The organism is Microbulbifer sp. SAOS-129_SWC (assembly GCF_039696035.1).
In the GTDB taxonomy this organism is placed as follows: domain Bacteria; phylum Pseudomonadota; class Gammaproteobacteria; order Pseudomonadales; family Cellvibrionaceae; genus Microbulbifer.
On sequence record NZ_CP155567.1, the window covers coordinates 2,011,503 to 2,025,661 of the forward strand.

The 14,159-nt window shown below is 61.0% G+C and carries 14 protein-coding genes; 13 read left to right on the forward strand and 1 reads right to left on the reverse strand.

The features are described from left to right. The 11 genes from ABDK11_RS08695 (at position 1) to ABDK11_RS08745 (ending at position 10,473) form a co-directional block, all read left to right on the forward strand. Positions 1–1,341, forward strand: coding sequence for a Na(+)-translocating NADH-quinone reductase subunit A (locus tag ABDK11_RS08695; protein WP_346839899.1), 1,341 nt, complete (start codon positions 1–3; stop codon positions 1,339–1,341). A 2-nt stretch (positions 1,342–1,343) separates the two neighbouring features. Beyond that, positions 1,344–2,564, forward strand: a complete 1,221-nt coding sequence (locus ABDK11_RS08700) for an NADH:ubiquinone reductase (Na(+)-transporting) subunit B (RefSeq protein WP_346839900.1) — start codon at positions 1,344–1,346, stop codon at positions 2,562–2,564. Next, on the forward strand, positions 2,557–3,339 hold the full coding sequence (locus ABDK11_RS08705; RefSeq protein WP_346839901.1) for a Na(+)-translocating NADH-quinone reductase subunit C: 783 nt from the start codon (positions 2,557–2,559) through the stop codon (positions 3,337–3,339). The genes ABDK11_RS08700 and ABDK11_RS08705 overlap by 8 nt, the downstream gene beginning before the upstream one ends. Before the next feature lie 3 nt (positions 3,340–3,342). Continuing rightward, complete coding sequence (locus ABDK11_RS08710; RefSeq protein ID WP_346839902.1) at positions 3,343–4,005, forward strand: NADH:ubiquinone reductase (Na(+)-transporting) subunit D; 663 nt, start codon at positions 3,343–3,345, stop codon at positions 4,003–4,005. 2 nt (positions 4,006–4,007) lie between these two features. Then, entirely contained in the window at positions 4,008–4,616 is a 609-nt protein-coding gene (gene nqrE / locus ABDK11_RS08715) for an NADH:ubiquinone reductase (Na(+)-transporting) subunit E (protein WP_346839903.1), read from the forward strand. A gap of 19 nt (positions 4,617–4,635) precedes the next feature. Next, the gene (gene nqrF / locus ABDK11_RS08720) at positions 4,636–5,859 is read left to right on the forward strand and encodes an NADH:ubiquinone reductase (Na(+)-transporting) subunit F (RefSeq protein ID WP_346839904.1); all 1,224 of its coding nucleotides are present in this window, start codon (positions 4,636–4,638) and stop codon (positions 5,857–5,859) included. Positions 5,860–6,011: 152 nt separating this feature from the next. Beyond that, complete coding sequence (locus ABDK11_RS08725; RefSeq protein WP_346839905.1) at positions 6,012–6,935, forward strand: FAD:protein FMN transferase; 924 nt, start codon at positions 6,012–6,014, stop codon at positions 6,933–6,935. Beyond that, a complete protein-coding gene (nqrM, locus tag ABDK11_RS08730; protein ID WP_346839906.1) occupies positions 6,932–7,168 on the forward strand; it encodes a (Na+)-NQR maturation NqrM in 237 nt (78 codons plus the stop codon). Before ABDK11_RS08725 ends, nqrM begins: the two co-directional genes overlap by 4 nt. Before the next feature lie 98 nt (positions 7,169–7,266). Beyond that, a complete protein-coding gene (gene sthA / locus ABDK11_RS08735; RefSeq protein ID WP_346839907.1) occupies positions 7,267–8,664 on the forward strand; it encodes a Si-specific NAD(P)(+) transhydrogenase in 1,398 nt (465 codons plus the stop codon). Further along, positions 8,661–9,125, forward strand: coding sequence for a thioesterase family protein (locus tag ABDK11_RS08740; protein ID WP_346839908.1), 465 nt, complete (start codon positions 8,661–8,663; stop codon positions 9,123–9,125). Before sthA ends, ABDK11_RS08740 begins: the two co-directional genes overlap by 4 nt. Positions 9,126–9,450: 325 nt before the next feature. Continuing rightward, entirely contained in the window at positions 9,451–10,473 is a 1,023-nt protein-coding gene (locus ABDK11_RS08745; protein WP_346839909.1) for a hypothetical protein, read from the forward strand. A 196-nt stretch (positions 10,474–10,669) separates the two neighbouring features. On the opposite strand, the gene ABDK11_RS08750 is transcribed toward ABDK11_RS08745, so the two are convergent. Then, positions 10,670–10,969 carry a hypothetical protein gene (locus ABDK11_RS08750; protein WP_346839910.1) on the reverse strand — a complete coding sequence of 100 codons (300 nt, stop codon included), beginning with the start codon at positions 10,967–10,969 and terminating at the stop codon, positions 10,670–10,672. A 181-nt stretch (positions 10,970–11,150) separates the two neighbouring features. On the opposite strand from ABDK11_RS08750, the gene ABDK11_RS08755 reads away from it, so the two are divergent. Together ABDK11_RS08755 and ABDK11_RS08760 are read left to right on the forward strand one after the other, a co-directional pair. Beyond that, positions 11,151–12,782 (forward strand): alpha/beta-hydrolase family protein, encoded by a 1,632-nt coding sequence (locus tag ABDK11_RS08755; RefSeq protein WP_346839911.1) that lies wholly within the window; start codon positions 11,151–11,153, stop codon positions 12,780–12,782. 81 nt (positions 12,783–12,863) lie between these two features. Further along, entirely contained in the window at positions 12,864–14,105 is a 1,242-nt protein-coding gene (locus ABDK11_RS08760; RefSeq protein WP_346839912.1) for a lipoprotein-releasing ABC transporter permease subunit, read from the forward strand. The last annotated feature ends 54 nt before the right edge of the window (positions 14,106–14,159 follow it).

Consider the following 14,159-nt stretch of genomic DNA (forward strand, 5'->3'; position numbering starts at 1 on the left):
ATGAGAAAGATCCGTCGGGGATTGGATTTACCCATAACCGGCGCGCCCGAGCAGGCCATCCATGATGGACCTGCACTCAAGACCGTCGCAGTGCTCGGCCCCGATTATCACGGGATGAAGCCGACCATGGCGGTGGCTGAGGGGGACAGCGTCAAACTCGGACAGCTGCTGTTTACCGACAAGAAGACCGAAGGCGTGCGTTACACCGCACCGGCTGCCGGTCGCGTCGTAGCGATCAATCGCGGTGCTCGCCGCGTGCTGCAGTCCGTAGTCATCGAGATCGAAGGCGACGAAGCTGAGCAGTTCGCTACCTACAGTGCAGAGCAGCTCGGTGGCCTGAGCCGTGACCAGGTGGTTCAGAACCTGATTGAGTCCGGCCTGTGGACCGCACTGCGTACCCGCCCGTACAGCAAGGTGCCGTCTCCCGAGGCGCAGCCGGCGGCGCTGTTCATCAACGCCATGGATACCAATCCGCTGGCGGCCGACCCGGGGGTGATCATCGCCGAGCAGCGCGATGCCTTCGCCCAGGGCGTGGAGATCCTCTCCAAGCTGGCAGACACCACCTATGTCTGCAGCGCACCGGACGCCGATATCCCGGTACCGAGCGCTGGCAACATCCGTCACGAGACGTTTGCCGGCCCGCACCCGGCGGGCCTGAGTGGCACCCACATTCACTTCCTGAGCCCGGTCAAGCCCGGTCGCAGCGTGTTCACGATCGGCTACCAGGACGTGATCGCCGTGGGCCAGCTGTTTGCCACCGGCAAGCTGTTCACCGATCGCGTCGTATCCCTCGCTGGTCCGCGCGTCGAGAAGCCGCGCCTGCTGCGTACCCGCCTGGGTGCCAGCCTGGACGAACTGACCGCCGGTGAGCTGCAGGGCAGCGACAACCGCGTGATTTCCGGTTCCGTGTTCGGCGGCAACACCGCCGCTGGCCCGCTGGCCTACCTGGGTCGCTACGACAGCCAGGTGTCCGTGCTGGAAGAGGGCCGCGAGCGTCCGTTCCTGCACTACATGCGTGCCGGCAACAAGCGCTTCTCGATCCTGCCGATCTACCTGTCGCGCCTGTTCAAGAACCGTCGCTTCAACTTTACCACCAGCACCAATGGTTCCGAGCGCGCGCTGATGCCGATCGGCACCTACGAGCGCGTTGTGCCGCTGGACGTGCTGCCGACCCAGCTGCTGCGCGCACTGATCGTCGGTGACACCGCCACCGCGCAGAAACTCGGTGTACTGGAGCTGGACGAAGAAGATCTGGCGCTGTGCACCTTCGTGTGCCCGGGCAAGTACGAATACGGCCCCATTTTGCGGGACAACCTGACCCGTATTGAGAAGGAGGGTTAAGGATGTTGCGTAAATTCCTCGATTCCATCGAACCGCACTTCCACAAGGGCGGCAAATACGAAAAGTTCTACGCGCTGTACGAAGCCATCGATACCGGTTTCTTCCAGCCCGCGGACACTACTAAAACCACGGCGCATGTGCGTGACGGCATTGACCTGAAGCGCATCATGATCACCGTGTGGGCCTGTGCCCTGATCCCGATGTTCTACGGCATGTACAACGTCGGCTTCCAGGCCAACACCATCATCGAAGGCATGAGCAACCCGGAACTGACCGGCTGGCGCCAGGCCATCATTGGTGCGCTGGCCGGCCACAATCCGGGCAGCGTCTGGGACAACCTGGTCTACGGTGCAGCCTACTTCCTGCCGATCTACTTCATCACTTTTGTGGTGGGTGGCTTCTGGGAAGTGCTGTTCGCGGCGGTGCGCGGCCACGAAGTCAACGAAGGTTTCTTCGTGACCTCCATCCTGTTCGCACTGTCCTGTCCGCCCGATCTGCCCCTGTGGCTGGTGGGAATGGGCATCAGCTTCGGTGTGGTCATCGGCAAGGAAGTCTTCGGCGGTACCGGCAAGAACTTCATGAACCCGGCCCTGTCCGGCCGTGCCTTCCTGTTCTTCGCCTATCCGGCCTCCATGTCCGGTGACTCGGTGTGGACTGCAGTCGACGGTTACACCGGTGCTACCGCGCTGTCCTCCATGGCCAGTAACGGCATCCAGAACGGCGTCGTTGGCACTGGCGGCATGGACGGCGGCAACCTGAGCTGGTTCAGCGCCTTCTTCGGCAACATGCAGGGCTCCATCGGTGAGACCTCGACCCTGGCGATCCTGATCGCCGGCGCCATCATGGTGTTCATGAAGATCGCCAGCTGGCGCATCATCGCCGGCACCCTGCTGGGCATGATGGCCACCGCGACGCTGTTCAACTTTATCGGTTCCGACACCAACCCGATGTTCAATGTGCCCTGGTACTGGCATCTGGTAGTGGGCGGTTTCGCCTTCGGCCTGGTCTTCATGACCACCGACCCGGTTTCCGCCTCCATGACCGATACCGGTCGCTGGTTCTACGGCATCCTGATCGGGTTTATGTGTGTCTTGATCCGGGTGGCGAACCCGGCCTTCCCGGAAGGCATGATGTTGGCAATCCTGTTTGCCAACCTGTTCGCGCCGCTGTTTGACTACTTCGTGGTGCAGTCCCATATCAAACGGAGGTTGGCACGTGGCTAATAAAGATTCCGTAAAAGGTACGCTGCTGGTTGCCCTGGTCCTGTGTATCGTCTGCTCGGTGGTGGTTGCCACCGCAGCGGTCGTGCTCAAGCCGCGCCAGGAAGCCAACGTGCAGCTGGACATGAAGCGCAATGTGCTGATGGCCGCAGGCCTGATCACTGATCCCAAGGCCAGCAAGGCCCAGGTGGAAAGCGCGTTCTCCTCGGTGAAAAAGCGCTATGTGGATCTCGCCACCGGCAAGTTCACCGATCAGAAACCCGCCGGCGGCAGTGGTCGCAAGGCGGCCAAGATCCCGGACGCGAGCAAGAAGCTGAATCCGGACGACGACATTGCCAAGATCATCCGCGAGGAGAATATCTCCGAGGTTTATCTGGTGGAGAAAGACGGCAAGCTGGACAAGATCGTACTGCCGGTGCGCGGTTATGGCCTGTGGAGTACCCTCTACGGCTTCCTCGCCCTGGACAGCGACCTGAATACCGTTGCCGGACTGGGCTTCTACGACCAGAAGGAAACCCCCGGACTCGGCGGTGAGGTGGACAACCCGCTGTGGAAGGCCAAGTGGCCGGGCAAGAAGGTGTTCGGAGACAACGGTTCCGTGGCCATCGACCTGGTCAAGGGCGGCGTAAACCCGAACAGCCCGAAGGCGGTGCACCAGGTGGACGCGCTGTCCGGTGCGACCCTGACAAGCAATGGCGTCAATAATCTGCTGCACTTCTGGTTGGGCCAACAGGGTTTTGGTCCCTTCCTGAAAAACCTGAAAGCAGGGGAGGCATAATCCATGAAATTGAAAGAGACCCTGTTCGAGCCGGTCTTCAATAACAACCCCATCGCGCTGCAGATCCTCGGTATCTGCTCCGCGCTGGCGGTGACCAGCTCGCTCAAAGTCAGTATGGTGATGGCGATTGCGCTGACCCTGGTAACGGCCTTCTCCAGCATGGCCGTGTCGCTGGTGCGCAGCTATATCCCCAACAGCATCCGTATCATCGTGCAGATGACCCTGATTGCATCACTGGTAATCGTGGTGGACCAGGTGCTCAAGGCGGTGGCTTACGACATCTCCAAGCAGCTGTCGGTATTCGTCGGCCTGATCATCACCAACTGTATCGTGATGGGCCGCGCCGAAGCCTTCGCAATGAAGAACGGCCCGGTCGATAGCTTCCTCGACGGTATCGGTAACGGCCTCGGTTACAGCGCCATGCTGCTGACCCTGGCGTTTATCCGCGAGCTGTTCGGTTCCGGCAAGCTGTTCGGTGTCGAGATTCTGCAGACCGTGAACAACGGTGGCTGGTACGTGCCCAACGGCCTGCTGCTGCTGCCGCCGTCTGCCTTCTTCCTGATCGGTCTGATCATCTGGGGCCTGCGCACCTGGAAGCCGAGCCAGCGTGAGGAGAATGAATTCGAGATCACTTCCAACACCAAAGCGCTGCCGCAGGAGGCCTAATCATGGAACATCTGATTTCTCTGGTCGTCCGCGCTGTCTTTATCGAGAACATGGCGCTGGCCTTCTTCCTCGGCATGTGTACCTTCATGGCCGTGTCGAAGAAGATCGAAGCGGCCGTCGGTCTCGGTGTGGCGGTGGTTGTGGTACTGACCCTGACCGTGCCGGTCAACAACCTGATCTACACCTACCTGCTGAAAGACGGTGCGCTGGCCTGGGCCGGCTTCCCGAATGTGGATCTGAGCTTCCTCGGCCTGCTGTCCTACATCGGCGTTATCGCCGCGCTGGTACAGATCCTGGAAATGTTCCTGGATAAGTTCATGCCGTCGCTGTACAACGCTCTCGGTGTGTTCCTGCCGCTGATTACCGTGAACTGCGCCATCATGGGTGCGTCCCTGTTCATGGTTGAGCGCGAGTACAACTTCAGTGAGAGTGTCGCCTACGGTTTCGGCGCCGGTGCCGGCTGGGCGCTGGCGATCCTCGCCCTGGCAGGTATCCGTGAAAAGTTGAAGTACAGCGATGTACCGAAAGGCCTGAAAGGACTGGGTATCACCTTCATTACCGTTGGTCTGATGTCCCTGGGCTTCATGTCTTTCGGCGGTATCGCACTCTAAGCGGGGGAAATGGATCACTATGAATATTGAAATTATCCTCGGCGTAGTCATGTTTACCGTCATCGTGCTGGCGCTGGTGGCGGTAATTCTCGCTGCCCGCTCGCGCCTGGTGAACACCGGCGACGTCAACATCCTGGTCAACGGTGAGAAGACCCTCACCGTGCCGGCCGGCGGCAAGCTGCTGCAGACACTGGCGGCTAACAACCTGTTCCTGGCCTCCGCCTGTGGCGGCGGTGGCAGCTGCGCCCAGTGCGTGTGTAAAGTGGTTTCCGGCGGTGGCGACATGCTGCCGACCGAAGCCGCTCACTTCACCCCGCGCGATGCGAAAGAGGGCAAGCGACTGTCTTGCCAGGTGGCAGTGAAGCAGGACATGGAAATCGAAGTGCCCGAAGAGGTGTTCGGTGTGAAGCAGTGGGAATGCACTGTGGAATCCAACCCCAACGTGGCTACCTTCATCAAAGAGCTGACCCTGAAGCTGCCGGAAGGCGAAAACGTCGACTTCCGCGCTGGCGGTTACGTGCAGCTGGAAGCGCCGGCCCACCACGTGAAATTCTCCGATTTTGATATCGAGGAAGAGTACCGCGGCGACTGGGAAAATTTCGGCTTCTTCAAGCTGGAATCCAAGGTCACCGAGCCGGTGGTGCGCGCCTATTCCATGGCCAACTACCCGGAAGAGAAGGGCGTTGTTAAGTTCAACATCCGTATCGCTACCCCGCCGCCGCGCACCGAAGGTGTGCCGCCGGGCCAGATGTCTTCCTACGTCTTCAGCCTGAAGCCGGGCGACACCATCAGGGTATACGGTCCCTTCGGCGAGTTCTTCGCCAAAGACACCGACAACGAAATGGTGTTCATTGGCGGTGGTGCCGGCATGGCGCCGATGCGCTCGCACATCTTCGACCAGCTCAAGCGCCTGCACAGCAAGCGCAAGATCAGCTTCTGGTACGGCGCCCGCTCCCTGCGCGAGATGTTCTACGAAGATGACTACAACGGCCTGCAGGACGAGTTCGATAACTTCCAGTGGCATGTAGCGCTGTCCGATCCGCAACCGGAAGACAACTGGAGCGGCTACACCGGCTTCATCCACAACGTGGTCTACGAGAACTACCTCAAGGATCACCCGGCGCCGGAAGACTGCGAGTACTACATGTGCGGGCCGCCCATGATGAACGCAGCGGTCATCAATATGCTGAAGGACCTGGGTGTTGAAGATGACAACATCCTGCTGGATGACTTTGGTGGCTAATCGGAGGCGTTAAATTGCAAATCGCAATCCGCAAGCCGATAACAACAAAAACAGGGCCGCTCACTCCGGCCCTGTTTTTGGTTTTCGGGTTTGTATTATTTCTGGGTGCCTGCACAGCGGCACCGCATGACTGGCTGCTGTCCGGCCGCACCATGGGCACTACTTACCACATCACGGTGGTGGACGCGCCCGCGGGCCTCGACAAGACGGCGCTGCAACAGCAGATCGATACCGAGCTGAAGCAGGTCAACCAGGAGATGTCGACCTATATCGACGACTCCGAACTGATGCGCTTCAACCGCGGTCCGGTAGGCAAGCCGGTGCCGGTCAGTGCGCACCTGGCCCTGGTGGTGGACAAGGCGCTGGATATCTATCGCCGCAGCGGCGGTGCCTTCGATATTACCGTGGGCCCGCTGGTGAACCTGTGGGGTTTCGGTCCGCAGCCGGAGCCGGAAAACGTGCCTTCCGACGCGGATATCGCGCGGCTGGACAAGATCGTCGGTTCCGACGCGCTCACCGTGCAGCGCAATCCGGATCGCATTACCCGCAGCCGCCCGGTGGAGCTCGACCTGTCCGCTATCGCCAAGGGCCACGGCGTCGATCGGGTTGCCGAGCTGTTGGAAAAGCAGGGCATTCACAACTACCTGGTGGAGATCGGCGGCGAGCTGCGCACGCTGGGTAAAAACGCCCAGGGCGTCGACTGGCGCATTGGCGTCGAGCGTCCGGACCCGGGCGGTCGCGCGGTGCAGGAACCGATCGCCATCAGCGGCAAGGCGGTTGCCACCAGCGGTGACTATCGCAACTACTATGAGCGCAATGGTGTGCGCTACGCCCACACCATCGACCCGCGCACCGGCCGCCCGTTGCAGCATCGGCTGGCGTCGGTCACGGTCATCGCCGATGACTGCGCCGAGGCGGATGGTCTGGCTACCGCGCTGAATGTGCTTGGCGCCGACGCTGGATTAAAATTGGCAGAGAGGGAAGGTCTGGCCGTATTCATGTTGGTCAAAACTGACAGCGGATTTGAAGAGCGCAGCAGCAATGCCTTCGCCCCCTATCTGGAGAAGTCCAAATGATCGTATTTGTGTTTGCTTTTATCGCCATTGCCCTGGTGATCGTCGGCATGGCCCTCGGTGCCATTGTGCAGAACAAGCCGTTGAAGGGCTCCTGCGGCGGTCTCAACAATCTGGGCCTGAAAGACGGCTGTGAGATCTGCGGTGGCGATGACGACGCGTGCAAGAAAGAGCAGGAGCGCCTGGCGCGCCTGGCCGAGGCCGACGACCTGGCCTACGACGCGACCAAGCGTTGATCCCCGCCCGCAGGCTGCTAATGCTGGGGGGAGTGGTAAGGTGCGCATCGCGCACCCTACCTGCCTATTAAATTGAACGAATAAAATAGAGCTAACAGATGGCAGAGCAGAAATTCGACCTGGTAGTGATCGGCTCCGGCCCCGCCGGTGAAGCCGCCGCCATGAGCGCCGCCAAGAAAGGCATGCGCGTGGCGGTTATCGAAAAACATTCAGTGGTTGGGGGCAACTGCACCCACAAGGGCACTATTCCCTCCAAGGCTCTGCGCCACGCCGTCAAGCAGCTGATGCGCTACAACACCCAGCCGGTGTTCCGCGCGCTGGGCGAACCGCGCCGGCTGACGTTCCCGCAGGTGATGCAGACGGTCAACAAGGTGATTTCCTTCCAGGTGGAAATGCACACCAGTTTCTACGCACGCAATCGCGTCGAACTGATCATCGGCGAAGCCGAGTTCCGCGATGCCAACAGTCTGCAGGTGCAACTGCCGGACGGCGCCAGCGAAATCATCACCTCCGACAAATTCGTGATCGCCACTGGCTCGCGCCCGTACCGCCCGGCGGATGTGGACTTCGACCACGCGCGGGTGTACGACAGCGACACCATTCTCGACATGCAGCACACGCCGCACTCGATCATGATTTATGGCGCCGGTGTGATCGGCTGTGAGTACGCCTCGATCTTTGCCGCCCTGGGCGTCAAGGTGGACCTGATCAACACTCGCGACAGCCTGCTGGAGTTTCTCGACGACGAGATCTCCGATGCGCTCAGCTACCACCTGCGCGATATGGGCGTGACGGTACGCCACCGCGAGGAGTACGCCAAAGTGGTTCCCACCGATCGCGGTGTGATCATGGAAATGCAGTCCGGCAAGCGTATCCACGCCGACGCGCTGCTGTGGTGCAACGGCCGCTCCGGTAACACGGGTAGCCTGGGCCTCGACCACGTCGGCCTGGAAGCCAACCACCGCGGCCAGCTGGCGGTGGACGAGCACTACTGCACCGATGTCGAGAACATCTTCGCCGTGGGCGACGTGATCGGCTGGCCGAGCCTCGCCAGTGCCTCCTACGACCAGGGCCGCGCCGTGGCCGCTGCGATTGCCGGCCGCGGCCACCGGGTGGTGGAGGATGCGCCCACCGGTATCTATACCCTGCCGGAAATCTCTTCCGTGGGGAAAACCGAGTCGGAACTGACCGCCTCCAAGGTGCCCTATGAAGTGGGCCGGGCGCTGTTCAAGCACACGGCGCGCGCGCAGATTTCCAACGAGCGCGTGGGGATGCTGAAGATCCTGTTCCATATCGAAACCCGCGAAATCCTCGGCATCCATTGCTTCGGTGCCGAGGCAGCGGAGATCGTGCATATCGGCCAGGCGATCATGAAGCAGCCGGCGCCGAACAACACCATCGATTTCTTCGTCAACACCACCTTCAACTATCCGACCATGGCGGAGGCCTATCGCAGTGCCGCACTGGACGGTCTGAACCGGGTCGCGCGCCTGTGACGGTACCTTCGCCGAGCGAATTCCGCGAACTGGTGCGGGGCTTTTTCGAGCAGATTCCCTTCAATCGCCAGATCGGCCTGAAGATGCGGGACCTGGATCTGGAAAAGCTCACCCTGTCGGCGCAGTTCGATCTGCGCCCGGAACTGATCGGCAACCCGTGGCAGAACATTCTGCACGGCGGTGTCATGGCCACCGCGCTGGACACCGTCGGTGGGCTCACCGCGATGGTGGCCGCCTACCAGCGGATGGGGAACATCTCCTCGCAGGAAAAAATTGAGCGGTTGTCCAAATTAGGCACCGTGGATATGCGGGTGGATTACCTGAAGCCGGGCAGGGGGGAGCAGTTTGTCTGTCACGGCGCCATTCTGCGCACCGGCAACAAACTGGTGGTAACGCGGATGGAACTGCACAACGATGCGCAGGAACTGCTGGCAACCGGCACCGCAACATTTCTCTACTGACTCAGCAGCCTTCCTCCGATGAAAAACCGCCGACTATTTTCGGCGGTTTTTTTATGCATGTCCTTCCTGGCTAGTCGATTTTTTTCTACCAAGTTCTGTAGTTCCCCGCTGCAAATGCAGCGTGTGAAAAGTTGAGTGCTGTCGCAGCTGCGCGTAATTCTTATGCCGCCATTGGGGCAAATTTCGCCCGGATCCAGTGCAGATTTTGCGCCCGGAAGTGGTATAAATAGGGCGATTGTTGTCACGCGCAGCGATCTCGGTTCCGGTGAGGTTTCATGGCTGGCGCCGATGGAGTTCAAAGGAAAAATAAAAACAAGGATTTTTTATGTTGCCTCCCAACATCGATCACTACATTCGTACGCTCACCCAGGCCGATACTATCCAGACCACGTGCAGTCCGCCGCAGGCGTTTCACGCCTATGCGACAGATTTTCAGCGCAACTCACGCGCGGGATTCAGCCACAGCCGCTCGAATGACGGTTTGAGTAGTATCGATGTGCAGGTCGCCGCTGCCAGCCGGATTCGCACGTTGGACTACCTGCGTATCGCCGTCACTTCCGAGCGCCTGTTGCGGGTGCTCTATACCTGGAGTACCGGTTTCAATCCCTCGGCACCGAACCAGCGGCTCGATATCAACGGCATAAACCGCCGCCGCAACGCCATCATGACCCTGATGGGTGGCGCCTATTGCTGGTATCGGCAGAGCACGGAGGCCGCCGCCTCTGAAACCCAGGCGATCGCAAATATCAATAACGGGACGGATATCCCGTTGGCCATGTACAGCTACCGCTTCAGTCGCAGTGGCTTTAATCTGCATCAGGCGCCGAACCGACTGTACCGTGGCGACACACGCCCGCCGGCCATGCTCTGGCAGGCCGGAGGTTTCTGCCCGAAAATGTTCGACACCAATCGCTTCGATCCGCATCTGGGCACCGGTGCGTCCAACCAGGTGATCTCCAGCACCTCCGATGTCAACCTGGTTGCCCGCTTTGCCTGGTACAACATCATGTACTGTCCGAAACGCTATTACTATATCCACGATCCGGCCGGCCGCCTGATCTCCGGTTTTATTTATGAGTTCGATAAAAATGGCCATCAGTGCTTCGAAGTCGCGAATGTGACCCCGGGGCGGGAAGTCGCCTTCCTGGCAATTCCCAACCAGTTTATCCGCCGTTTCCGCATGCGTTATTACGCCGGCACACAGAACAATATCGAACTGTCGGACTGGATGTATTACAACCAGGCTTCTGTGCAAAATATCCGGATAGTGGCCGACAAGACACGCTGGGAGCGGACTAAAACGCAATTCCACGAAGACCAGAGGCGTAACCGTAACCGCGTCTCATGATGGTTTGCTGGTAAATGTTGTGTCTACGGGGGAACAAAAAAAAGCCGCCGGCACTGCCGGCGGCTTTTTTTATGGGTATCGGGAGCGACAAGCATCTTGGCGCTCCCGGAATCCGGCAGACAATCACCCGCCCGCTGTGATCGCCGCAGTGCGGCGGGGGAGGGGGAAAGCCTCGGGCGGTTGACGCCGGTTGGGCTCAGCCCTGCTGTTTCGGCTTCTTGACCGTGTGCAGCGCGGTATCCCACTCAAAATACACATAGAAGTCCGGGTATTCCCAGCGGGTGATGGCCGGGTCGCCGACCGGGCCCTGAACGCTGATGGGCTTGCCGAGGCGCGCGGTTACCTGGTCTTTTTTCAGGCCGCGCATCTCTTCTATATAGGACTTGTCGCCCTGGGCGCCGACCGGTACCTCCAGGTTTTCTGCCTGGGCGCCGGCGGCCAGTACCAGCAGCACGGCGCTGGCGAAGTGGGGGAAGCGGCGGAATCTGCTGAACATGGTTCCTTCTCCAGGTCCTCGTTATTTGGGGCTCATTAAAACAGATATTGTGCCCAAACACTGGCCGTTCTTCACGTTTTTCTCGTCGCTGACGGCTGGCGATTGGCCCGGCGCTACCGGCAGCTGTGGCTGCCCGCTGTGCTAGCCTGAGATTCATACAGGGTTGTGCGGGTGGCAGGGAATGCGCATCGGTCAATTTTTCTCCATACCGGGCTTGCTGGTGGGCACGCTGTTTCTGGCGGTGTCGCTAACGCCCTCGCTGATCCCGCGCAGCGATATCGTCCAGGGGGTGATTTCCGGCTTTTCCTTCGCCTGTGGCTACGGCGTGGGGGTCTTTCTGTGCTGGCTGTGGCGCTACCTGGAGCTGCCGCTGCCCGCTGAGCGCAGCGCGCGCTGGTGGCGCTGGGGCGCCGCGGCGCTGAGTCTGCTGATTGCGCTGGGCTTCCTGCTGCAGGCCAGCAAGTGGCAGGACTCGGTGCGCGCGGCCATGGGCATGGAGCTGGTGTCCGGCGTGCGACCGCTGACCGTGGCGGTGATTGCCGCGCTGGTATTTCTGCTGTTGCTGGGGATCGCGCGGCTGTTTCGCCGCCTGTTCTACTGGCTGTCGCGCAAGCTGGAGCACCGCATACCGCGGCGCATCTCGCTGCTGCTCGGCCTGGTGGCGGCCATAGCGCTGTTCTGGACCATTATCGACGATGTCCTGCTGACCTCGGCGCTGCACTTCGTAGACTCGGCCTACCAGAAGTTGGACGCGCGCATCGCTCCGGATATGCCGCCGCCCAAGGATCCGCACAAGCCGGGCGGGGCGGATTCACTGGTGCGCTGGCAGGATATGGGGCATCAGGGGCGGCGTTACCTGGCACTGGGGCCCACCGCCGCGCAGATCGGCGCGGTGACCGGCAGCGCCAAGCAGCCAATCCGTGTCTACGTGGGCCTGAATGCGGCGGACACACCGCAGCAGCGCGCGCAGCTCGCGCTGGACGAGCTGAAGCGGGTCGGCGGCTTCGAGCGCAAGGTCCTGGTGCTGATCACGCCCACCGGGACCGGCTGGGTGGACCCCGGCGGTATCAATTCGGTGGAGTACCTGCACCGCGGCGATATCGCCAGTGTGGCGGCCCAGTATTCCTACCTGCCCAGCCCGATCGCGCTGATGACCGAGAATGCCTACGGGCTGGAGACGGCGCAGGCGCTGTTTCAGGCAATCTACGGCTACTGGCACCGCCTGCCCAAGACAACACGGCCAAAGCTATACCTGTTCGGCCTGAGCCTGGGCGCGCTCAACTCCGACCGCTCTTTCGATTTCTACGACATCATCAACGATCCTTTCGACGGCGCCCTGTGGACCGGGCCGCCGTTCCGCAGCGACACCTGGCGCGATGTCACCGCCCACCGCGATCCCGGCTCGCCGGCGTGGCTGCCGCGCTTTCGCGGTGGCGGTATCGTGCGCTTCGGCAATCAGTTCGGCGGTTACGACAAGGGCACCGTACCCTGGAGCCATTTCCGCATCGCCTACCTGCAGCACGCCAGCGATCCGATCGTGTTCTTCGAGCCGCAGGCGCTGTACCGCAAACCCGCCTGGATGGATCCGCCGCGGGGGCCGGATGTGTCCAACGATCTGCAGTGGTATCCCGTCGTCACCATGCTGCAGCTGGCCGCGGACATGCACGCCGGCATCGCGCCGATGGGCTACGGGCACAGCTATGCGCCCAAGGACTACGTCCGCGCCTGGCGCGCACTGACCCAGCCCGGGGGCTGGAGCGATGCGGATATCCAGCGGCTCGACGCAGCGCTGCTGAAATATAACGAGCGCTGAGGGCGTGGCCGCGGAGCAAATTGGCCAAAGGTGTGTCCAAACCCTTGGATTTCTTGGCCTTTTTCCGATTAAATCACCCTCATGCTAAAACCAGTTCCCCTTTTTATCGGCCTGCGCTACGTGGCCGCCCGCCGCCGCCAGCAGTTTATTTCCTTTATCAATGGCTTCTCCCTGCTGGGTATGGCCCTCGGTGTGATGGCGCTGATTGTGGTCACCTCGGTCATGAACGGTTTCGATCGGGAGCTGAAGACCCGCATTCTCAGTGTGATCCCGCACGGCTTTGTGCAGAAGGAGGGCGGTCTCAAAGACTGGCACGGCGCCGCCGCACAGCTGGTGCAGGAGCCGCACGTGCAGGCGGCGAGTCCGTTCGTGCGCGGTTACGCACTGCTCGGCGCCAACGGCAGCAGCCACGGCGTACAGTTTGAGGGCGTGGATCCCAAGGCGCTGCGCAAGGTGTCCACGGTCGGCGAACATATGCTGATGGGCAGCCTCGATGTGCTCAAGCCGCGCAGCTACAAGATCGTGGTGGGGCGCATCCTGGCGCGCCAGCTGAACGTGATTCCTGGCGATAGCGTGGTGCTGACACTGCCTCAGGTGGTGGTGACTCCGGCGGGTATCTTCCCGCGCACCAAGCGCTTCACCGTGGCTGGTGTTTTCGCCGTGGGCGCGCAGGTGGACCAGACCATGGCGATTATCAATATCGAAGACGCCGCACGGCTGCTGCACATGCCCGGGCGCGTGCAGGGCCTGCAGCTGCGCTTCGACGATATGGACAACGCGCTGGGGCGGGTGGGCGGCTACGCGCACAAACTTGGCGATGGCTTCACCGGCGAAGACTGGAGCCACTCGCAGGGCAGCCTGTTCCAGGCGGTGAAAATGGAAAAAACCGTAGTCACGCTGATGCTGATGATTATCGTCGCCGTGGCCGCGTTCAATATTGTCTCTGCGCTGGTGTTGATGGTGGCCGACAAGCGCTCGGATATCGCCGTGCTGCGCACCCTCGGGCTCACCTCGCGGCAGATCATGTCGGTGTTCGTGGTGCAGGGCAGCGCCATCGGCGTCATCGGCGCATTTATCGGCGCGGCGCTGGGCATCCTGATTGCACTCAACCTGACCGAAATGGTCAGCTGGCTGGAAAACCTGCTGGGTTTCAAAATCTTCGACCCGCGTGTGTTTTTCGTCAGCTTCCTGCCATCTGAATTCCGCACCGCGGATGCGGTCGTAGTACTGACCGCAGCGGTAGCCATGAGCCTGCTGGCAACCCTGTTCCCGGCCTGGCGCGCCGCGCAGATTGCGCCGGCGGAAGCGCTGCGCTACGAATAAATCGCCGCAGCAAAAAATGTACGATGGGCAAAGCGAAGCGTGCCCATCGCCAGT

What these genes read in the sequence shown, in the direction of transcription:
- ABDK11_RS08695 (WP_346839899.1), top strand. Translation starts at nt 1, where the DNA reads ATGAGAAAGATCCGTCGGGGATTGGATTTACCCATAACCGGCGCGCCC.
- ABDK11_RS08700 (WP_346839900.1), top strand. Translation starts at nt 1,344, where the DNA reads ATGTTGCGTAAATTCCTCGATTCCATCGAACCGCACTTCCACAAGGGC.
- ABDK11_RS08710 (WP_346839902.1), top strand. Translation starts at nt 3,343, where the DNA reads ATGAAATTGAAAGAGACCCTGTTCGAGCCGGTCTTCAATAACAACCCC.
- nqrE (WP_346839903.1), top strand. Translation starts at nt 4,008, where the DNA reads ATGGAACATCTGATTTCTCTGGTCGTCCGCGCTGTCTTTATCGAGAAC.
- nqrF (WP_346839904.1), top strand. Translation starts at nt 4,636, where the DNA reads ATGAATATTGAAATTATCCTCGGCGTAGTCATGTTTACCGTCATCGTG.
- ABDK11_RS08725 (WP_346839905.1), top strand. Translation starts at nt 6,012, where the DNA reads ATGGGCACTACTTACCACATCACGGTGGTGGACGCGCCCGCGGGCCTC.
- nqrM (WP_346839906.1), top strand. Translation starts at nt 6,932, where the DNA reads ATGATCGTATTTGTGTTTGCTTTTATCGCCATTGCCCTGGTGATCGTC.
- sthA (WP_346839907.1), top strand. Translation starts at nt 7,267, where the DNA reads ATGGCAGAGCAGAAATTCGACCTGGTAGTGATCGGCTCCGGCCCCGCC.
- ABDK11_RS08745 (WP_346839909.1), top strand. Translation starts at nt 9,451, where the DNA reads ATGTTGCCTCCCAACATCGATCACTACATTCGTACGCTCACCCAGGCC.
- ABDK11_RS08750 (WP_346839910.1), bottom strand. Translation starts at nt 10,969, where the DNA reads ATGTTCAGCAGATTCCGCCGCTTCCCCCACTTCGCCAGCGCCGTGCTG.
- ABDK11_RS08755 (WP_346839911.1), top strand. Translation starts at nt 11,151, where the DNA reads ATGCGCATCGGTCAATTTTTCTCCATACCGGGCTTGCTGGTGGGCACG.
- ABDK11_RS08760 (WP_346839912.1), top strand. Translation starts at nt 12,864, where the DNA reads ATGCTAAAACCAGTTCCCCTTTTTATCGGCCTGCGCTACGTGGCCGCC.